This is a genomic window from Streptomyces sp. NPDC056486, from assembly GCF_042795295.1.
GTDB lineage: Bacteria > Actinomycetota > Actinomycetes > Streptomycetales > Streptomycetaceae > Streptomyces.
Genome location: NZ_JBHTSF010000048.1, coordinates 1 through 17783, shown reverse-complemented (window position 1 = coordinate 17783; position 17783 = coordinate 1). Strand labels below are relative to the sequence as shown.

The 17783-nt window shown below is 70.0% G+C and carries 19 protein-coding genes and 1 pseudogene; 9 read left to right on the top strand and 11 right to left on the bottom strand.

The genetic code is table 11. The annotated features are described in order from the left end of the window. Positions 1 to 69: 69 nt before the first annotated feature. Positions 70 to 519 (bottom strand): cold-shock protein, encoded by a 450-nt coding sequence (locus tag ACFQ7F_RS20565; RefSeq protein ID WP_383272343.1) that lies wholly within the window; start codon positions 517 to 519, stop codon positions 70 to 72. Between the two features lie 119 nt (positions 520 to 638). On the opposite strand from ACFQ7F_RS20565, the gene ACFQ7F_RS20560 reads away from it, so the two are divergent. Then, the gene (locus ACFQ7F_RS20560; protein ID WP_383272341.1) at positions 639 to 1562 is read left to right on the top strand and encodes an LLM class F420-dependent oxidoreductase; all 924 of its coding nucleotides are present in this window, start codon (positions 639 to 641) and stop codon (positions 1560 to 1562) included. A 234-nt stretch (positions 1563 to 1796) separates the two neighbouring features. Next, positions 1797 to 2054 (top strand): hypothetical protein, encoded by a 258-nt coding sequence (locus tag ACFQ7F_RS20555; protein WP_383272339.1) that lies wholly within the window; start codon positions 1797 to 1799, stop codon positions 2052 to 2054. A gap of 74 nt (positions 2055 to 2128) precedes the next feature. Here ACFQ7F_RS20555 and ACFQ7F_RS20550 read toward each other — a convergent pair whose 3' ends face one another. The 5 genes from ACFQ7F_RS20550 to ACFQ7F_RS20530 form a co-directional block, all read right to left on the bottom strand. Continuing rightward, positions 2129 to 2611, bottom strand: a complete 483-nt coding sequence (locus ACFQ7F_RS20550; RefSeq protein WP_383272401.1) for a DUF6099 family protein — start codon at positions 2609 to 2611, stop codon at positions 2129 to 2131. Positions 2612 to 2931: 320 nt separating this feature from the next. Beyond that, entirely contained in the window at positions 2932 to 3252 is a 321-nt protein-coding gene (locus tag ACFQ7F_RS20545) for a nucleotide pyrophosphohydrolase (RefSeq protein ID WP_383272337.1), read from the bottom strand. Next, a complete protein-coding gene (locus ACFQ7F_RS20540; RefSeq protein WP_383272335.1) occupies positions 3249 to 4415 on the bottom strand; it encodes an ATP-binding protein in 1167 nt (388 codons plus the stop codon). Before ACFQ7F_RS20540 ends, ACFQ7F_RS20545 begins: the two co-directional genes overlap by 4 nt. 206 nt (positions 4416 to 4621) lie before the next feature. Further along, complete coding sequence (locus ACFQ7F_RS20535) at positions 4622 to 5002, bottom strand: cell division protein SepF (RefSeq protein WP_383272334.1); 381 nt, start codon at positions 5000 to 5002, stop codon at positions 4622 to 4624. Positions 5003 to 5120: 118 nt separating this feature from the next. Then, entirely contained in the window at positions 5121 to 6365 is a 1245-nt protein-coding gene (locus ACFQ7F_RS20530) for an enterochelin esterase domain-containing protein (protein ID WP_383272332.1), read from the bottom strand. Positions 6366 to 6620: 255 nt separating this feature from the next. Here ACFQ7F_RS20530 and ACFQ7F_RS20525 point away from each other — a divergent pair, with 255 nt between their 5' ends. The 4 genes and pseudogenes from ACFQ7F_RS20525 to ACFQ7F_RS20510 all read left to right on the top strand — a co-directional run bounded on the left by ACFQ7F_RS20525 (position 6621) and on the right by ACFQ7F_RS20510 (position 10803). After that, a complete protein-coding gene (locus ACFQ7F_RS20525) occupies positions 6621 to 7427 on the top strand; it encodes an arylamine N-acetyltransferase (RefSeq protein ID WP_383272330.1) in 807 nt (268 codons plus the stop codon). Between the two features lie 87 nt (positions 7428 to 7514). Further along, positions 7515 to 7616 (top strand): annotated as a pseudogene (locus ACFQ7F_RS20520) (MerR family transcriptional regulator); the annotation flags it as partial. 148 nt (positions 7617 to 7764) lie between these two features. Continuing rightward, complete coding sequence (gene modA, locus ACFQ7F_RS20515) at positions 7765 to 8583, top strand: molybdate ABC transporter substrate-binding protein (protein WP_383272328.1); 819 nt, start codon at positions 7765 to 7767, stop codon at positions 8581 to 8583. A gap of 237 nt (positions 8584 to 8820) precedes the next feature. Next, positions 8821 to 10803, top strand: a complete 1983-nt coding sequence (locus tag ACFQ7F_RS20510; RefSeq protein ID WP_383272326.1) for an ABC transporter permease — start codon at positions 8821 to 8823, stop codon at positions 10801 to 10803. A gap of 35 nt (positions 10804 to 10838) precedes the next feature. Here the strand turns inward: ACFQ7F_RS20510 and ACFQ7F_RS20505 are convergent, their stop codons facing one another. Continuing rightward, positions 10839 to 11747 (bottom strand): aminoglycoside phosphotransferase family protein, encoded by a 909-nt coding sequence (locus ACFQ7F_RS20505; RefSeq protein WP_383272324.1) that lies wholly within the window; start codon positions 11745 to 11747, stop codon positions 10839 to 10841. 128 nt (positions 11748 to 11875) lie between these two features. Between ACFQ7F_RS20505 and ACFQ7F_RS20500 the strand changes: the two genes are divergently transcribed. Both ACFQ7F_RS20500 and ACFQ7F_RS20495 read left to right on the top strand, forming a co-directional pair. Then, a complete protein-coding gene (locus ACFQ7F_RS20500) occupies positions 11876 to 12739 on the top strand; it encodes an MEDS domain-containing protein (protein ID WP_383272322.1) in 864 nt (287 codons plus the stop codon). Positions 12740 to 12747: 8 nt separating this feature from the next. Further along, positions 12748 to 13236 carry an ATP-binding protein gene (locus tag ACFQ7F_RS20495; protein ID WP_383272320.1) on the top strand — a complete coding sequence of 163 codons (489 nt, stop codon included), beginning with the start codon at positions 12748 to 12750 and terminating at the stop codon, positions 13234 to 13236. Here ACFQ7F_RS20495 and ACFQ7F_RS20490 read toward each other — a convergent pair. Then, positions 13211 to 14722 carry an MFS transporter gene (locus tag ACFQ7F_RS20490; protein ID WP_383272318.1) on the bottom strand — a complete coding sequence of 504 codons (1512 nt, stop codon included), beginning with the start codon at positions 14720 to 14722 and terminating at the stop codon, positions 13211 to 13213. The genes ACFQ7F_RS20495 and ACFQ7F_RS20490 overlap by 26 nt on opposite strands. Positions 14723 to 14864: 142 nt before the next feature. Between ACFQ7F_RS20490 and ACFQ7F_RS20485 the strand changes: the two genes are divergently transcribed. Next, positions 14865 to 15389: an anthrone oxygenase family protein gene (locus ACFQ7F_RS20485; protein WP_383272316.1), complete on the top strand. Its 525-nt coding sequence runs from the start codon at positions 14865 to 14867 to the stop codon at positions 15387 to 15389. A 4-nt stretch (positions 15390 to 15393) separates the two neighbouring features. Here ACFQ7F_RS20485 and ACFQ7F_RS20480 read toward each other — a convergent pair whose 3' ends face one another. From ACFQ7F_RS20480 to ACFQ7F_RS20470, 3 genes are all read right to left on the bottom strand, one after another. After that, complete coding sequence (locus ACFQ7F_RS20480) at positions 15394 to 15603, bottom strand: DUF6059 family protein (RefSeq protein WP_383272399.1); 210 nt, start codon at positions 15601 to 15603, stop codon at positions 15394 to 15396. Positions 15604 to 15694: 91 nt separating this feature from the next. Further along, a complete protein-coding gene (locus tag ACFQ7F_RS20475; protein ID WP_383272314.1) occupies positions 15695 to 17290 on the bottom strand; it encodes a multicopper oxidase family protein in 1596 nt (531 codons plus the stop codon). Next, a complete protein-coding gene (locus tag ACFQ7F_RS20470; protein WP_383272312.1) occupies positions 17287 to 17742 on the bottom strand; it encodes a hypothetical protein in 456 nt (151 codons plus the stop codon). The genes ACFQ7F_RS20475 and ACFQ7F_RS20470 overlap by 4 nt, the downstream gene beginning before the upstream one ends. Positions 17743 to 17783: the final 41 nt, after the last annotated feature.

Sequence of the window (17783 nt, the reverse complement as noted above, 5' to 3'; positions counted from 1 at the left end):
CATACTCAGGGGTTTTCGCTCCCCCTTGCTCCCCTCGAATCCCGGCCCTCTCAAGGCGTCACCGCCCGCTCAGCCCTCCACCCAGCCGTGGCTCCTGCCGTGCTGCACCAGCTGTTCGCGGAGCTGCTTGATCTGCTCACCGGTCATCCATGGAGCCGCGCCGAGCAGCAGCTCGGTCACCTCGAACGAGTACTCCGCGACGCTGAGCACATCGCAGGTCGGCTCCTCACCGTCGTCGAACCCCGGCGCGGACGCCTGAATCGACGGCGGCACCTGGGCCCTGCCCGCGAACGACGGTGCCGTCGGTGCCTGCGCCCCCTTGGGAAGACGGACGGACGACGCCTTGGGCCCGCGCTCGCCCTCCTCGATCTCGAACTCGACCTGCGCCCCCGTGTACACCAAAGGCTCCGGAATCAGCAGATCATTGGCGTGCAGGAACACGTCTTCCCCACCGTGCTCCGGGGCGATGAACCCGTAACCCCGCGCGCCGTCGAACCGGACAACTCTGCCAGCGACCATCTCAACCCCAACACACCATCTCCGGGCCCCTTGCCCGGACAGCCAGTGCCGAAGCCTAACCCCGGCAACACGACCGTGCCGGTCTGAAACTGGATCCGGCATCCGGGCAAGATAGCTGTATGGACCTTCGAATCTTCACCGAACCGCAGCAGGGTGCGACCTACGAGACGCTCCTCCGCGTCGCCAAGGCCACCGAGGATCTCGGCTACAGCGCCTTCTTCCGCTCCGACCACTACCTCGTGATGGGCTCCTCCGACGGCCTCCCCGGCCCCACGGACGCCTGGGTGACCCTCGCTGGACTGGCCCGCGAGACCCAGCGGATCCGGCTCGGCACCCTGATGACCGCGGGTACGTTCCGGCTGCCCGGCGTTCTCGCGATCCAGGTCGCGCAGGTCGACCAGATGTCGGGCGGCCGCATCGAGCTCGGCCTCGGCTCGGGGTGGTACGAGGCGGAGCACTCCGCGTACGGAATTCCGTTCCCGAAGGAGAAGTTCGGGCGCCTGGAGGAGCAGCTCGCCATCGTCACGGGCCTGTGGGAGACCCCGGTCGGCGAGCGCTTCACCTTCGACGGCACCTACTACCAGCTCTCCGATTCCCCCGCCCTTCCCAAGCCCGCCCAGCCCAAGGTGCCCGTCCTCATCGGCGGACACGGCGCCAAGCGGACGCCTGCCCTCGCGGCCCGCTACGCGAGCGAGTTCAACATTCCCTTTGCCTCTCTTTCCGATACCGAGCAGCAGTTCAAGCGCGTGCGTGCCGCCGCCGAAGAGCACGGCCGCAACGCCGATGACCTCACCTACTCCAATGCCCTGGTGGCCTGCGTCGGTAAGACGGACGCCGAGGTGAAGCGCCGCGCCGACGCGATCGGGCGCGAGGTGGAGGACCTGAAGGCGAACGGGCTCGCCGGATCCCCGGCCGAGGTCGTCGAGAGGATCGCCGCCTACCAGGCCGTCGGCGCGCAGCGCATGTATCTCCAGATGCTCGACCTGGACGACCTGGACCACCTGGAGCTGATCTCCTCGGAGGTCATGCCGCAGCTGACCTGACGGCAGTCGGCCTGAGGACAGTCGACCTGACGGCGACGCAATCGGGCCCCGGCCGGGTGAAATTCCGTCAACCCGGCATCCGGTGCGGCTCCGCCCCAGTGACCCGCCACCGCGGGTGATCGTTGGCTCGGGCGGAGCCGGACCGCCCGGCACCCGCGCCGGTGGCCGCTGCTGGTGCGTCGCTTGCATCAGCAGCCCTCCACCATCCGGAGGGCGAGGGCCGAGGAGGCCGTCATGTCCCAGGAAGCCGTACCCCAGCAGGAGGCCGCGCGCGAACCGTCCGTGCCCGAACCGTCCGTGCCCGAGCAGGGCCCGGCCAAAGAGCCGGCCAAGGGCCTGCTCCAGCAGATGGAGGAGCTGATGGCCGCGCTCAACGCGGATCTGACGCAGCTCGACGCGGATCTGCAGCAGTCCACGGCGTCCGCCGACGCCACCGCACTCCCGGCCCCTGCCCCTCGTCCCCCCGTCGGCGACGAGCCCAGCCGCTTCTGAAGGCGCCGGCACTCCCCTGGCACCCCCGGCGCCTGTGCCACCCGGCCGCCCGCGGCCCCCGTCACAACGCCGGCTCATGGCGACCCCGCCGCCGAGTCGGGTTCGGGCAGCCCCTGTTCGCGCACCACGAGGCTGCGCAGCATATCGAGCACCCGGTCCCTCGACTCGTCGGCGGCGTCGATCGCTTCCATGCACTGCCAGTACAACCCCTCGTCCTCCGCGCCCATGGCCACGCCGACGAGCGCGATGCCCACCTCGCCGAGCAGTTCGTCGAGCCCCGTCAGCACCTCGTACACCTGCCCTATGCCTGTCAGCCGCGCCGCGCGGATGCTCTCCTTGCCCAGGCCCGGGGCGTCGAGAACCCCGCAGCCTCTGCCGCCGACTTCACTCAGGTCGAGCGCCTCGCCCCGTAACTCCTGGGGCCCGGCGATCGCGAGCCGGTTGCCGATCGCCTGCGCGAGGGCCTGGGACTGCCACACTTCCGCGACGATGTCCGACGGTTCCTGACTCCGCGCCAGAGCACGTCTGCTCGCCTCGATGAGCCGCATCGCCTCCATGCGCACCCCCACCCATCCCGCGTGCAACTGCCGCACGCTCGCCACAGCTCCTCTACCCACTACCCAGAGTGAGTGCCAGCGGGACGAAAAGCCAGAGCAACCTGGAAATCTGTGGACAAGTTATCGACTGTGGACAATCTGTCCACTCCGGAGAGTGACGGATCTATGGAAATCGGGCCAACGAACTGCGGGTGCCCATGAACTGGGGGCGCCCATGAACTGCGGGTGCCCATGAACTGGGGGCGCCCATGAACTGCGGGTGCCCATGAACTGGGGGCGCCCATGAACTGCGGGTGCCCATGAACTGCGGGTCAGGCAACTCACGCCGGGAAGCGCTGCTCGTTCCGGTCGATCTTCGCGGCGAGCGCCGCCAGCGCGTCGACGCCGAGGACCTCGCAGAACTGCAGCAGATAGGCGAGTACATCGGCGACCTCGTCCGCCACCCGGTGCGCCGAGTCCGGGTCGTCCATCACCCGCGCCGATTCGTCGGGTGTCAACCACTGGAAGATCTCGACCAGTTCGGAAGCCTCCACGCTGAGCGCGGCGGCCAGGTTCTTGGGCGTGTGGTACTGCTCCCAGTCCCGCTTCGCCGCGAAGTCGGCCAGCCTGCGCTGCAGTCCCGCTACATCAAGTTCAGTCACGGCTCCAGGTTTACCACTGCGGCCCCGCCCACCTCGGCGGCCCACGACGCGTCACTCACCGTCCCGACGAGACGGATGTGTCCCCGCTCGCAGGTACGCGCCGCCAGTTCGGCGATGGCGCGCTTCTGCCGCAGGTCCAGGAAGTGGTCGAGGCCGTCGGCGAGCACGGTGAGGTTCTGGTACGCCGCCGGCACCTCGGCCACCGGGTCCACCTCAAGGACTCCGGGTCCGGTGAGCAGCACCAGAGCCAGCGCCAGATACCTCAACTCGCCGTCCCCGAGCCGTCCGACAGGTGACCTGATGCCGCCGCCCCGGTCGATCAGCGCATGGACCGACCCGTCGTCGGCCACCTCCGCGAACACGTCGGCGACCGGCCCCGCACAGCCTGCCCGCGCCGCGGCCACCAGCCGCGCATGACGGTTGCCGCACTCCTCCTTCGTACGGAGAAGGACCTCGGCGAGGTTGTCGCAGCCGCTCAACAGGCGTCCCGCGCCGGTCAGTCCAGGAGGCACGGGCAGCCGCATGAGTCCGGGCCGGGGAGCGCACGGGAACACCGAGCGCAGGGCGACCACCACCTGCTCGGCCGCCGCGAGCACCAGGCGCTGCCCCTCGGTCTTGCCCGCGACGCGCAGCGGGAGCAGCGCCGTGCCGAGCCGGTCGTCCGGCAGAGGACCGCGCGTCACCGGCGTCAGCCCCGCCGTGTGCCAGGCCGCCTGCACCGCGCGCCGCCCCGGATCGCGCAGCGCCGTTTCGAGCAGGGTGAGACCGCCCCGGGCCAGCCGCTCGCCCACGACGCGCAGTTCCGGCTCGGCCTGTACGGCGACGTCGAGCCGCACCGCCCCCACAGGGCCGTCGACCGTGCAGCCGATACGGAAACCGCGCCGCTGCTGCCCGTCACCCCGTGCACGATCGGGCACGCAGGCCACGGGATCGGCGAAGACGTCGACGAGTTCCTCGCCCGCGCCGAGCCGCGCCAGCGCTTCGTACGCGGCGAGCGCGGTGGACTTGCCGCTCCCGCTCGGTCCCGTGACGAGCGTCAGCGGACCGAGCGGGAACACGGCGCCCCGGTGCGAGGCGAAAGCCGAGAGCCGCAGTTCGGTGACGCGGCTCCGGTCAGGACCCGACGGCGGCTCGGCGACCGCCTCCGGGGGGTGCACAGTCATGACCGGACGGTAGGTGTCGACGGATCAGGTGAACCGTTCCGCCCGAATGACCTTCCTACGAATGAGGGATTCCCGGCCCTACGAATGAGGGGTTACCTGCGGAGAATCTCCGGCTCCGCCCACGAGCGGCTGTACGCCCGGCCCATGCCTGACGACTGCGCCAGGCCCTGCCCGGAGCCCGCACCGCCCCTATGACCGCACCGCCCCTACGACTGTGCCGCCGCGACGAGTCCCTGCACCTCGGTGCCGGGCGGCGCGAGCAGGAAGACGTTCTTGTCGACGCGATGCATCCCGCAGCCGAGGCCCATCACCACGCCGCTGCTGAAGTCCAGGACGCGCTTGGCGACGTCCGTCTCCGCCCCGGTCAGGTCGAGCAGGACCGGAATCTGCGCCATCACGGTCTCGGCGACCTCGCGGGCGTCCGCGAATATGTTCACCCGCATCACCACAAAACGCCGCCGCGCCTCGGTCTCCGCATCGGGCAGCGCACGGTGTCCGGGCCAGGACGGCCATTCGTTGCGGCTGCGCAGCGGTACGACCTGGGCGAGCCCTTCCCACTGTTCATCTGTGACGTCGTGGCTGTTCAACGATCCACCCCGTCCTGGCTCGCACTCGATATCTGCACTGGCTCATTCTTACGCGATCTCACCCGTTCGGCCCAACAGCGACACGGGGCGAGCGAACCAGTGTGCCAGGCCCGGCGGGTCAGTGTCCCAGAAGTTCCACAAGCCCTTCTGCCAGACAGCAGCGCCAACAGGCCCAGTCATGACCGCCGTTGTACTCACCCAGGGTCACCGGGCAGCCGCGCGAGCGCAGGACCTCGTACAGATCCCGATGGTGATCAAGAATTTCTCCCTCACGCAGTCCGACGTCGAGGCGCACGGCGACGGGCCGGGACGGACCGCCGCTGAGGCGGGAGACGGGCGCGGACTGGGCCAGGACGTTGCCGAACCGCTCCGGCCGCAGGAAACCCGCGTACAGGGAGGTCAGTCCGCCGAGGCCCTGGCCCGCGACGAGCGTGCGCGCGGGGTCGGTGGTGAGGGGCCAGCGGCCCGCCGCCCACGGCAGCAGCTCGTCGGCGAGGAAACTCACATGGCTTTCGTGCGCGTCCAGTTCCCGGCGGCGCGTGTCCCTGTCGACGGCGTCCGGGGCCAGGACGGCGAGCGGCGGCAGGGCGCCGTCGGCGATGAGGGCGTCCAGCGTGTCCTGGAAGGCGAGCCGCCCGAACCACATGTCGCCGTCGCACAGCACGAGCACCGGCAGTTCGGCCGCCTTGTAGCCCGGCGGGAGATACGCCCACACGTCCCGCTCGGCGCCGAGCACCCCCGCGGGCAGCCGGTGCCGCTCGACCCTTCCCCAGGGCACCCCGGCGGCAGCCCGCTCTGTCCACTGCCGCGCGGGCGCCTGCGGGAGCTCGAAGACGGAGGCGTCACGGTCCGGCCAACGGCCCGCCATCCGCCGGGAGTTGAGCGGATCGGGCGCCGCGTACACGGACAGGGAGAGCAGGCGCTGCTGGAGGAGCGCGGCGGAGGCGGGTGGTTCGCCGGGCGAGATGTCGGCGGCCATGCGGTACGAGGCGCGATGGTCGGCGCGCAGCCGGTAGCTGAGGTGCCAGATGTCCGTGCCGGGCAGCGGGCTCAGCCGGGACGCGGCGAGGTCGGTACGGTCCACGATGCCCTCGGCGAGCAGCAGGACCTGCCGGGTGGCGCGGTGGCCGCGCCACAGGAACGTCGCTACACAGTGGTCGGGGTCGCCGTCGATGGCCTCGATGAGGGGGGTGCCGCGGTGCGCGGCATCCGCCCAGAACTCCTCCAGGATGACGGCCCGTTCAGCTTCAGAGGCTTCGGAGGCGCCGGGGGTATCGGGGGCGTCAGGGGTATCGGAGGCGTCGGCGACGCGGGTGGCGACGCGCTCGATGCAGGGCGCGGCGCCCGTGAGACGACGGGGCATCGCGTCAGCCGCGAGCACCCCTGTGATCCCGGCGGCCCCCGCGACCCCTGTGACCCCTGTGATCCCTGTGATCCCTGTGATCCCTGTGATCCCTGTGGTGACACTCATCCGCACACGAAGAGGACCCGCATCGTTCCCCGCCTTCCTGGTCCAGCACACGACAATATCAACTTAGCTTAGCCTAACCTAAGCCAGTGGCGCGGGCGGGCAGGCAGGCAGGCGGACCCACGATGCGCGACGCGCAAGAATCTGCCCATGGATTCTGATCAGACGGATGCCTACCTGCGCCGCATCGGCGCCGAGCGCCCCGCCGCTCCCACCACGCGGGCCTTGCGCGATCTACACCTCGCCCACCTGCGCGCCGTCCCCTTCGAGAACCTCTCCATCCACCTCGACGAGGACATCGAACTCACCGATGACTCCCTGGTCGCGAAGGTCGTCGGCGCCCGCCGCGGCGGCTTCTGCTACGAACTCAACGGCGCCTTCGCCGCGCTGCTGACCGCCCTCGGCTTCGAGGTGACCCTGCTGCAGGCACGCGTGTACGACGCCTCCGGGCGCCCCGGGATCCCGTACGACCACCTGGCGTTGCGTGTACGCACCTGTGACGGCGGCGACCGGCTCGCGGACGTCGGCTTCGGCACCCACAGCCACTTCCCGCTGGTCTTCGGCGAGCGCGGCGACCAGTCGGACCCCGGCGGCACCTTCCGTATCACCGAGACCCCCGAAGGCGATCTGGACGTCAGCAGGGACGGCAAGGCGCAGTACGTGGTCGACCAACGCCCGCGCGTCCTGGGCGACTTCACGTCCGGCGCCTGGTGGCACCGCACCTCGCCCCGGTCCCACTTCACGCAGTCACTGGTCTGCTCGCTGCTCACCGGGACCGGCCGGGTCACCCTCAGCGGCCGCACCCTGACCACGACGACGGCCGGTGAGCGCCACACCGTCGAGCTGGCCACGGACGCCGACGTGCTCGACGCGTACGCCACCCACTTCGGCATCACGTTGAAGCAGGTGCCACGCGTGAAGAAGACCGTCTCCCCCGGAGGTGCCGGCACCTCTTGACGCTTCCTCCAAGGGGGGTGGCATCTGCCATGGACAATCGCCTATACGTGTTGTAGATGCCAGGTGAGGCGGCTTATCGTGTCGCGCATGCAGTCCTACACGATCGGACGGGCAGCGCATCTGCTCGGCGTCAGCCCCGATACCGCTCGTCGCCGGGCGGACGCCGGACGGGTCACGGCCCACCGCGAGGTCGCGCAGGGGCACGGAGTCACCGCCGCCCGCGTGAAGTCCACCAGCGTGTACATGGACCGCACCTGACCCCTGGTCCGCACCCCAGGGTCCGCAACCACGGGCCGGACCGCGCCGCCGGCCTCGCCCCCCAAGGAGTTCCATACTCATGTCCCTCGCTCTCACCCCCGCCCGGCGCCGCACTGCCGCCGCCGTGCTCACGGCCGCTCTGCTCGTCCCGCTCGCCGCCTGCGGAAACGACAACGACCAGAAGGACGGCGGCAGCGACAGCGGCAAGAAGGCCTCGGGCGGCGCCGCCCCGAAGGCCGACCTGACGGTGCTCGCCGCCTCCTCGCTCACCGACGTCTTCAAGACGGCCGGTGCCGCGTACGAGAAGGAGAACCCTGGGACGAAGGTCAACTTCTCCTTCGCCGGTTCGCAGGAACTGGCCGCCCAGGTCAAGCAGGGTGCACCGGCCGACGCCCTGGTCACCGCGGACACCAAGACCATGGACGGCCTGAAGTCCGACGCCGGTACGCCGTCCGTCATCGCCAAGAACCGCCTGGTCATCGCGGTCGGCGAGGGCAACCCGAAGAAGGTCGCCGAGCTGAAGGACCTCTCCGACAGCAAGCTGAAGGTCGTCCTCGCCGCGTCCGAGGTGCCGGTCGGCCGCTACAGCAAGCAGATCCTGGACGACCAGAAGATCGACGTGAAGCCGGTCTCGCAGGAGCCCAACGTCCGCGCGGTCCTGAGCAAGGTCGAACTGGGCGAGGCGGACGCCGGGCTCGTCTACAAGACCGACGCCGCCACCGCCACCGGGAAGGTCGACGCGATCAAGATCCCCGACAGCGAGAACGCGATCGCCGAGTACCCCGCGGCCACGCTGAAGACGTCGAAGCACGCGGAGGCCGCGGCGGCGTTCGTGAAGTGGCTGTCCACACCTGCCGCGCAGAAGATCCTGCAGGGCGCGGGCTTCGAGAAGCCGTAGCGGTCAGCGGTCGCTTCGCGACAGCCGTGTCACGTCCGTCCGGAAGTCCGGGAGTCCGGGAGTTCGGGAGAGTGGGAGTCCGGGAGAGTGGGCCTCCTCCTGGAAGGATGTGGCCACACCGAGCCGAGGTGAGGGGGCCGACCGCCTCCCCGGTCGGGGCAGCCGGGCCGTCCCCCGCAAAGCCCCTGACGCCCCCTCACCTCGCGACCCCGCCCCGAGCTCACCCCAGGGACCACGATGAAACGCCTGCGCGGCCGCACCCCTGGCCCCCGCACCCCGATCGCCCTGGCGATCCCCGCGCTGCTCGCCATCGCGTTCCTGATGCTGCCGCTGCTCGGGATCCTCGTCCGTACCGAGTGGGGTGAGCTCGGCGCCCATCTGACCAGCGAAGGAACCACGCAGGCGCTGCAGCTGTCCCTCGTCGTCTCCTTCTGGGCGCTTGGGCTCTCTCTGCTGCTCGGGGTGCCCCTTGCCTGGCTGCTTGCGCGTGTCGACTTTCCCGGCAAGGCGGTCGTACGTTCCCTCGTCCTGCTGCCGATGGTCCTTCCGCCCACCGTGGGCGGCGTCGCCCTGCTGCTCGCCTTCGGGCGGCGCGGGCTGCTCGGTCCGTGGCTGGAGGACACGTTCGGGATCACGCTGCCGTTCCACACGTCCGGCGCGGTGATCGCGGCGACCTTCGTCGCGATGCCGTTCCTCGTCATCAGCCTGGAAGGCGCGCTCGGCGGACTCCGCCCCCGTTACGAGGAGACCGCGGCGTCCCTCGGCGCCTCGCCGGTACGGGTGTTCTGTACCGTCACGCTGCCCATGGTCGCTCCCGGGCTCATCGCCGGAGCGGCCCTGACCTGGGCGCGGGCCCTGGGTGAGTTCGGCGCGACCATCACCTTCGCCGGTAATCTCCCCGGCACCACCCAAACCCTGCCCCTGCAGGTGTACCTGCTGCTCCAGGACTCCCCCGAGGCCGCGACGTCCGTGTCGCTGCTGCTGCTCGCCATCGCCATGGCGGTACTCGTCGCGCTGCGCGGGCGCTGGATGAGCACTCCGGGGAACCGGCGAGGCGGGCGCAGCGGGCGCAGTGGGCGGTCCGATCCGCTGCCTGACGACTCGGCCGCGCCCGTACTCTCCGGGTCCGCCGCGCAGGTGGTCCCCGAATCCGCCACGGCCGACCCCGCGCCGCCGTCCCAGGAGCGCTGGCCCCTGCACGCCGAGGTCACCGGCTTCAACCAGCTCACCCTGGACGCCGCACCGGGCACCACCATCGCCGTCGTAGGACCCAACGGCGCGGGCAAGACCACGCTGCTGCGCGCGCTCCTGGGCCTCACCCCGCGCGCCCACGCCGAGCTCCGTCTCGGCGACACCGACGTCACCGGACTGCCGCCGCACCGCCGCCACGTCGCCTGGGTCCCGCAGGACGGCGCCCTGTTCCCGCACATGAACGCCCTCGCCAACACGGCGTACGGACCGCGCGCCCTTGGTGTCCCGCGCGCCGAGGCCCGGCGCCGCGCGCAGGAGTGGCTCGACCGGCTCGGCGTCGGCCACCTCGCGCATCGCAGGCCTGCCCAGGTCTCCGGCGGTCAGGCCCAACGGGTGGCGCTGGCAAGGGCCTTGGCGGCCCGCCCCCGGCTGCTCCTCCTGGACGAACCGCTCGCCGCGCTCGACCAGACGACCCGGGCCCATGTGCGCCACACCCTGCGTACGCATCTCGACACCTTCGGCGGTGTCTGCCTGATCGTCACGCACGACCCCGTCGAGGCGGTGTCGCTCGCCGACCGGGTTCTCGTACTCGACCAGGGGCTCGCTCTCCAGGACGAGGCGCCCGCCGAGGTGACACGGCATCCGCGCTCTCCGTGGGTGGCCAGGATGCTGGGCCGCAACGCCTGGCCCGGCACCGCGACCCCCGAGGGCCTGGCCCTTCCCGGCGGAGGGACTCTGGTGATCGCCGACCCGCTTCCGCCGGGCACCGAGGCCCTGGCGATCATCGCCCCGGAGGCAGTCTCCGTACACCGCGACAAGCCCACCGGCAGCCCCCGCAACGTCTGGCCGGGCACCATCCGTGAGATCACCACCAGCGGCAGCCGTCTCCGCCTCCTGATCACCTCGCCCCAGGCCCCCGACCTGGTGGCCGAGATCACCCCGCAGGCGGCCGCCGAACTCGGCCTCACCGACGGGTCGCCGGTGTGGACCAGCGTGAAGGCGACGGAGACGACGGTCGTGCCCACGTAGGCGCGTCGACCGCTCCCCCTCCCCCGAATATGTCGTCAGCCGAAGAGCTCGTGGTCGGCCAGGACGTCGGCGATCAGGCGCTGGTCGAAGGCCGCCCGCTCCGGATCGGTGTCGATGTGCTCGGTCAGGGTCAGCAGGCACTTCCACAGCAGCCAGCCGCGGGCCCGCGCCCAGGTGCCCTCGTCCTGGCCGACCGCGCGCCGGAACACCTCCCGGCTCCCGCCCGAGAACATCCCCCACGCGATCACCAGATCGCAGGCCGGGTCGCCGACGCCCGAGGTGCCGAAGTCGATGACGGCGGTCAGCTTGCCGTCGGCGACCAGCAGGTTGCCGGAGGCGATGTCGCCGTGGAACCACACGGGCGCCCCGTGCCACTGTGCGGCCAGGGCGGCTTCCCAGACCGCCGCGGCCCCGCCCGTGTCGACGCGCCCCTCAAGGGCGGCAAGGCACCGCCGGGTCTCCTCGTCGTAGTACGCCAAAGACGCCCCTCGGTACCAGCTGTGCTCGCCGGCGAGCGGGCCCCCGGTGGCGTCGCAGCGCTGGAGGGCGAGGATGAACTCGGCCACGGAGAGCGCGAACTGTCCCATGTCGCCGACGCGTTCAGGGGCCGCCGTCTCTCCGTCCAGCCAGCCGCGGACCGACCACGGGAAGGGGTAGCCGTCGCCCGGGGCGCCCTGGCCCAGGATCGGCGGGACGGCGAACGGCAGGGACGGCGCGAGCCGGGGCAGCCACTCGTTCTCCTTGGCGACCGCGGGGACATAACCGGCGGCGGTGGGCAGCCGGGCCGTCAGAGCGTCCCCGAGTCGGTACGTCCTGTTGTCCCAGCCGTCGACGTCAACCGGCGTCACGGGCAGGTCGCGCCACTGCGGGAACTGTGCGGCGACGAGTCGCTTCACCAGGGCCGCGTCGATTCCGGCGCGGCCGTCAGGAGGTGTCGGAACCATGCGCGGATCATCGCCTCCGGCGATCGCACCCCGCAACGAATTATCGAGTTGTCGAGCGATTGGAACGACTTCAGTCAACAGTGATCACGGAGACCGCCGCGCCTCGCGCGGCCCCTAGGGTCTGCCCCATGGATGCCAGTTCTGTGACCAGGACGGTCTCCGTCACCCGTATGAACTCCGGGGATCACGCCTGCCTCGGATTCGACGACGACGAATCCCGTTGGGAAGTCCGTGCCGCGTACGCCGACATCGGCCTCTCGCGCGGCGAACAAGTGCTGTTCTTCACCGACCGGGCGACCACTCCGGCCCTGGCGGCCGAGCAGCTGCGCGTCAGCGGCTTCCCGCTGGGCCCCGCGCTCAAGGACGGACGCCTTGTCGTGGTCAACGAAGTGCCCGGCTACGACCCGGCCACCGGTTTCGACCCGACCGAACGCGCCGACCTATGGGTGGAGTTGACCGACAAGGCCCGTCACGACGGTTTCTCGGGCATCCGGGTGGTCGGTGACATGGGCTGGGCCGCCGAACCGGGCGTCGACCAGGAACTCCTTCTCGCGTACGAGACCGAACTCTCGCCGCTCTTCACCAAGATCGGGTTCACCGCGGTCTGCGAGTACGACCGGCGGAAGTTCGACGACGGCCTCCTTGGCCGGATCCACCACGCGCATCCCAAGCGGGCCCTCGGGCGCCTCGGCGCTCTGGACATCACCCGGGCCGGCTCCGAGCTGCGGATCGCCGGAGACGTCGACCTCACGACACGCGAAGAGTTCGACTCGGCGCTCACGCACGCCTTGGCCGGCCCCGACCGCCCCCGCGTGCTCGACCTGTCCGAGCTGTGCTTCATGGACATACACAGCGCGTCGACGCTGGTGCGGCTCGCGAGCAGGATCCCCTGCGGACACCTCCTCTCGATCCGCTGCCAACCCGTGCAGGACAAAGTGATACGGCTCTGTGGAGCCGCCGAAGTGCCTCAACTCGTCCTGGGCGAAAGGTGATCCGCGCAGTGGTTCTCAACCGCGGCATCGGCAACGACGACAACGGCGGCGACCCGGCCCTCCACCGGAAGAAACACCTCAGCGAAACCCTCGCCCCCGCACCGGGCAGGACGCTTCTCGATCTCCCCTTCACGATGGCCGACTTGGCACGGCTACGTTTCCTGGTCACCCGCCGTGCCGAGGACGCGGGCCTCTGCGACCCCCGCCTCAGCGACTTCGTGCTCGCCGTGCACGAGGTCGCGAGCAATGCCGTCGTGCACGGCGGCGGCAAGGGGCGTGTCCAACTCACTTACATGGGCAATGGGTTGCGTTGCGTCATCACGGACAGCGGTCCGGGAATGATCCGGCCGAAGCCGTGCGAGTCGGCCACCCTCCCCGAGGGCGACGACGCCGAGGACGGCCGAGGCCTGTGGCTGGCCCAGGTCCTCACGGACCATTTCGACGTCACGGTCTGCGAGAGCGGGACCACGGTCACGCTGGTGACGTTACTCGGCTGAGTGGCGCCTCGCGGCGTGGGTCCTGACTCCCTGCGAACACGGCCGCGATCAGCGCCGCGGCCAGGAACACCAGTGCCGAGGCGACGAAGGCGCTCGTGTACCCATGGGTCAGGGCGTCCTGCGCGTGGGTGACGAGCTCGGCGTCGTGCGTGCGCAGGCCGACGAAGTACGCGTCGTCCGCGTGCGGCAGTCGGTTGTCGGAGGACGCTCCCGCCAACGTCGCAAGGCTCGCCAGGCCGAGCGCCCCGCCGGTCTGCTGAGCGGCATTGAACAGTCCCGACGCGCTGCCCGAGTCCTTGTCGTCGACGCCTTTGACGGCGCCGAGGGTCAACGGAACGAAGGCACAGCCAAGCCCAGCGGCGGTGAGGAACATGGCGGGCATCAGTACGCCGACGTACGAGGAGTGCGGGGACAGGGTGCTCATCCAGAACATTCCGCCGGCGGCCGCGGCCAGGCCAGGGGTGATCAGCAGTCTGGGCGCCAGCTTCACCACCAGCTTGGAGCCGATCCCGGCCATCAGTCCGATACCGGCGCTGAACGGCAGATAGGCCAGGCCGGTGCGGACCGCGCTGTATCCGAGGACGTGCTGCATGTAGAGCGTCAGGAAGTAGAACGTGGAGAACATGCCGACGCCCACCAGGAGCAGCACCGTGTAGGTGCCGGCGCGGTTGCGCTCCTTGAGCACGTGCAGCGGCAGCATCGGGTGCTCGCCGCGGGCCTGGCGCAGCAGGAAGAGGCCGAGCAGCGCCGCGGCGGCGGCAAAGCAGGCGAGGGTCAGGCCGTCGGACCAGCCGTCTTGCCCCCCGCGGGTGACCCCGTACGCGAGGGAGAGCAGGCCCGCAGTACCCGCGGCGGCACCCGAGAGGTCGAGCTTGCCGTGGGAGCGGTCGGCCTCGCCGAGCACGGCGGTGCCGGCGAGAACACAGAGGCCGATCGGTATGTTCACCAGCAGCACCCATCGCCAGCTGAGGTACTCGGTGAGCAGTCCTCCCGCGATGAGCCCCAGCGTCGAACCGACGCCCGCCATAGCGGCGTACGTGCCCATGGCCCGGTTTCGGTCCTTGCCCTCGGCGAAGTTGGTCGCGATCAGTGCGAGTGCCGTGGGGGCGGCGATCGCGGCGCCCACTCCCTGCAGCACCCTGGCGGCGATCAGCAGGCCGGAGCCGGGGGCGACACCCCCGAGGACCGAGGCCGCGACGAAGACGACGATCCCGACGCGGAAGACCCGGCGGCGGCCGAACAGATCGCCCGCCCGACCGCCGAGGAGCATCAGACCGCCGAAGGCCACGGCATAGGCGTTGACCACCCAGGCAAGACTGCCTCCCGAGATCTTCAGCCCGCTCTGGATGCTGGGCAGCGCGATGTTCACGATGGTGGCGTCGAGCACCACCATCAGTTCGGCGGCCGCGATGACCAGCAGAGCAATCACCGGATGGCGGGAAACGTTCGCCGCGGGATCCACACCTGCCCGTGCTGCGAGTGACATGCGATTTCTCCAAGAGTGCGGTGTACGGGCTTGCCGGACGGACTTCGCTCGGGGAAGCCTCGGGGACGGAATTTCTCGAATACCCTGCTCGTGACAGCGGTAGAGAAGATGGACTCAGGCCGGCTCAACTCAGGGAGAAAGCATGCTCGTTCGGGTAACCAAGGGGGTGGCTCTGACCGCCACGGGGCTCCTCACCGGTGCATTCGGTTACGGAGCGGTCAACCTCGGACCGACCTTCTGGGAGGTGCCGCTGCAGATGCGTCTGTCTTTCCACGCGGAACTGATGAAGATGAACTCCCCGGTCATGCAGACCGCGATGGCGGCCGCAGCGCTCAGCTCGCTCGCACTGGCCGTCCAGACACGCGGGCGCGAGAGACTGCTCGCCGGCGGGGCGACTCTGCTGACGCTTGCATCGTTCCTGATCACCCGCTTCGGCAACGTGCCGATCAACGCACGGATCAAGGAGTGGGCGGTGACCTCGGCGCCGTCCGACTACGCGCAGATCCTGCACCGTTGGGATCTGTTCAACCGTATGCGCACCTCCACCGCGCTGATCGCGTTCATCCTGCTCGTCATCACGGCCGTGGCGACGTTCGGCGATCGACGGGAGACACGCGGGGCGGATTCCGAGCCGGACAGGGCCCGTCAGCAGGACATAAAGGCGTAGGAATTCACCGCTGTTTTCGGACATTGCGGATCCGGCCCCCTCTGCCTTCCAGTTGGCGACTGAGCGCACGCTCCGTTTCCGTCAGCGGCCCATCCGCACACAAGCGTTCGGGATGCCCAGGACCGGGCTCATCGATTCGCTGGTCCGGGACATACATGTATATCTGGCCGTAGGCGATAAGGGCATCCAAGCATGCGCGCGCCAGGCTCCTCATGAGGAATCGCATGACGTCGATTGTTGTCCGTCCTGCAAAAGCCCTGATAAAGCGCGGGTGTTGCGTCGAGCGCCGGTCAGCGGTGCCTGCGTCACTCGGTCACGAAGTCGGCCATCATCGCCATGTCCTCGTGCTCCAGGTTGTGGCAGTGGAGCATGTAGGTGCCGTCGTAGTCCGTGAACCGTACGGCCACTTCGACGGACTGGGTCGGCGGCAGATCCACGGTGTCCTTCCAGCCCGCGTCATAGGGGCCCGGGTCGCGGCCGTTGCGGGCGACGACCTGGAAGTGGTTCAGGTGGACGTGCACCGGGTGGTGGAGACTGGTGGTGAACCGCCAGAGCTCCAACTGCCCCAGTTTCGGGCGGGCCATGACACGGCCGGGGCTGTAGGTGTCCCCGTTGATGGTCCAGCCCTCCCGGCCCTGGCGGAAGCGGAAGTCTCGTGTCACCACGGCTTTGCCGGGATCCAGCCGCTCGATCCGTGACAGCCGGTCCGGCACCTTCGCGTCCTCCTGGGCCGGGCCGCCCGTGATCTCGAATGCCATCACGTCATGGGCTCCGCCCTCGGCCAGGGTGTTCACCAGACGCACCCTCGTGCCGGGCGCCCAGCGGGAGAAGTCGACCACCACGTCGAAGCGCTCGCCGGGCCCCATGTGCACGGCATCATGCCGGACAGGTCTCTCGAGCAGTCCGCCGTCGCTGCCGACCTGGACGAACGCATCGCCCCCAGAGGGCTGCGGATCGAACTGCAGCTTGTACGGCCGGGCATTGGAAGCGTTCAGCAGGCGCAGGCGGTGACGGACACGCGGTGTGCGGTGCACCGGCCAGGGTGCCCCGTTGACCAGCACCACATCACCGAGTACCCCGTCCATGTACGCGTCGGTGACCCCGGGGCGCGCAAGACCGGAGTCGACGAGTGGGTAGCGGAAGGCGCCGTCCTCCTCGAACGCCCGGTCCGTGATCATCAGCGGGATGTCACGTTCCCCCTTGGGCAGCGGAAGCTGCTCCTCCACGTCGTCGTGAACGAGGTGGAACCCGGCGAGGCCCCGCCACACGCCCAGACCGGTCCAGCTCATCCGGTGGTCGTGGTACCAGAGAGTGGCCGCTCGCTGGTCCATCGGGTAAGTGTGGGTGCGTTCGCCATCGGCGGGTCCGCTGACGCCGGATCGGGCGCCGTGGCCGGAGTGGCCGGGCATGCCCTCCATCATCGCCGCCATGGCGCGCTCGGCCGTGATGCTGCCGTCGGCCGGCAGAATCACGTCCGTCGGGTACCCGTCACCGGCAGCGGGTGTGTGACCGCCGTGCAGGTGGGTCACCGTGGGCTGCGGCAGGGTGTTCTGGTGCCTGACCTGAGTGCGCCGCCCTGCGCGGGAGACGATGGTGGGACCGGGGAAGGTCCCTCCGTAGGTCCACGCCCGTGTGCGCAGCCCCGGGAGGATCTCCAGATCGGCCACCTGCTGCGTGACCTCATAGACGTCGGTGGCTCCGGCTCCGCTCGTCGGGGCGAGTGTTTTGGGCACCGGCAGCGGAACTTCGTACGGCTTCGGCAGCTTCGCCCTGGAGGCCAGCATCTTGCCCGGGCTCTCCCCGCCGGACCTGCGCAGGGCGCTGCCGAGCAACGGCACGGAGACGGCGGCAAGTCCGGCAACGCCCGCCGTGGCTCCACCGATGAACTGTCGTCGCCTCATGAGACGGGCTCGGCGGGCCGGTCGGAGTCCACGGGCCGTGCCGACGTGGGGCGCTTCGGGGGCACGGACACGGCCCAGGCCCTCATCAGCAGCACCGTGACGGCCGCAAAGATGATCACGCCGAGGGTGATGTGCACGGCCACCACGCGCTCGATGCCGAGCACCATCTGGACCACCAGGGCGACCAGCAGCACGGCGGACACCGCCGCCGCTCTGACCGGACCGCCTCTGCGCCGCAGCCAGATCCCGGTGCCCAGCGTCAGCAGCGCCAGGGAGATCAGCACCCGGGCGTTGATGTCGTGCAGGTCCATCGAATCGTAGTCGCCGCCTATGTATCCGGCTCCGAGACCCACCTGCACCAGGGTCGTCAGGGCCAGCAGCGTGGCTGAAGCGCGGTAGCACACAAGGGCTCTGGGCAAGCCCTTCCCGGGCTGCCTAGACAGATTGCTCATTCCTCTACCTTCTGGGTGTGGTGCGAAGTCGGGGAGGGCGG

What these genes read in the sequence shown, in the direction of transcription:
- ACFQ7F_RS20565 (WP_383272343.1), bottom strand. Translation starts at nt 519, where the DNA reads ATGGTCGCTGGCAGAGTTGTCCGGTTCGACGGCGCGCGGGGTTACGGG.
- ACFQ7F_RS20560 (WP_383272341.1), top strand. Translation starts at nt 639, where the DNA reads ATGGACCTTCGAATCTTCACCGAACCGCAGCAGGGTGCGACCTACGAG.
- ACFQ7F_RS20555 (WP_383272339.1), top strand. Translation starts at nt 1,797, where the DNA reads ATGTCCCAGGAAGCCGTACCCCAGCAGGAGGCCGCGCGCGAACCGTCC.
- ACFQ7F_RS20550 (WP_383272401.1), bottom strand. Translation starts at nt 2,611, where the DNA reads ATGGAGGCGATGCGGCTCATCGAGGCGAGCAGACGTGCTCTGGCGCGG.
- ACFQ7F_RS20540 (WP_383272335.1), bottom strand. Translation starts at nt 4,415, where the DNA reads ATGACTGTGCACCCCCCGGAGGCGGTCGCCGAGCCGCCGTCGGGTCCT.
- ACFQ7F_RS20530 (WP_383272332.1), bottom strand. Translation starts at nt 6,365, where the DNA reads ATGCCCCGTCGTCTCACGGGCGCCGCGCCCTGCATCGAGCGCGTCGCC.
- ACFQ7F_RS20525 (WP_383272330.1), top strand. Translation starts at nt 6,621, where the DNA reads ATGGATTCTGATCAGACGGATGCCTACCTGCGCCGCATCGGCGCCGAG.
- modA (WP_383272328.1), top strand. Translation starts at nt 7,765, where the DNA reads ATGTCCCTCGCTCTCACCCCCGCCCGGCGCCGCACTGCCGCCGCCGTG.
- ACFQ7F_RS20510 (WP_383272326.1), top strand. Translation starts at nt 8,821, where the DNA reads ATGAAACGCCTGCGCGGCCGCACCCCTGGCCCCCGCACCCCGATCGCC.
- ACFQ7F_RS20505 (WP_383272324.1), bottom strand. Translation starts at nt 11,747, where the DNA reads ATGGTTCCGACACCTCCTGACGGCCGCGCCGGAATCGACGCGGCCCTG.
- ACFQ7F_RS20500 (WP_383272322.1), top strand. Translation starts at nt 11,876, where the DNA reads ATGGATGCCAGTTCTGTGACCAGGACGGTCTCCGTCACCCGTATGAAC.
- ACFQ7F_RS20490 (WP_383272318.1), bottom strand. Translation starts at nt 14,722, where the DNA reads ATGTCACTCGCAGCACGGGCAGGTGTGGATCCCGCGGCGAACGTTTCC.
- ACFQ7F_RS20485 (WP_383272316.1), top strand. Translation starts at nt 14,865, where the DNA reads ATGCTCGTTCGGGTAACCAAGGGGGTGGCTCTGACCGCCACGGGGCTC.
- ACFQ7F_RS20480 (WP_383272399.1), bottom strand. Translation starts at nt 15,603, where the DNA reads ATGAGGAGCCTGGCGCGCGCATGCTTGGATGCCCTTATCGCCTACGGC.
- ACFQ7F_RS20475 (WP_383272314.1), bottom strand. Translation starts at nt 17,290, where the DNA reads ATGAGGCGACGACAGTTCATCGGTGGAGCCACGGCGGGCGTTGCCGGA.
- ACFQ7F_RS20470 (WP_383272312.1), bottom strand. Translation starts at nt 17,742, where the DNA reads ATGAGCAATCTGTCTAGGCAGCCCGGGAAGGGCTTGCCCAGAGCCCTT.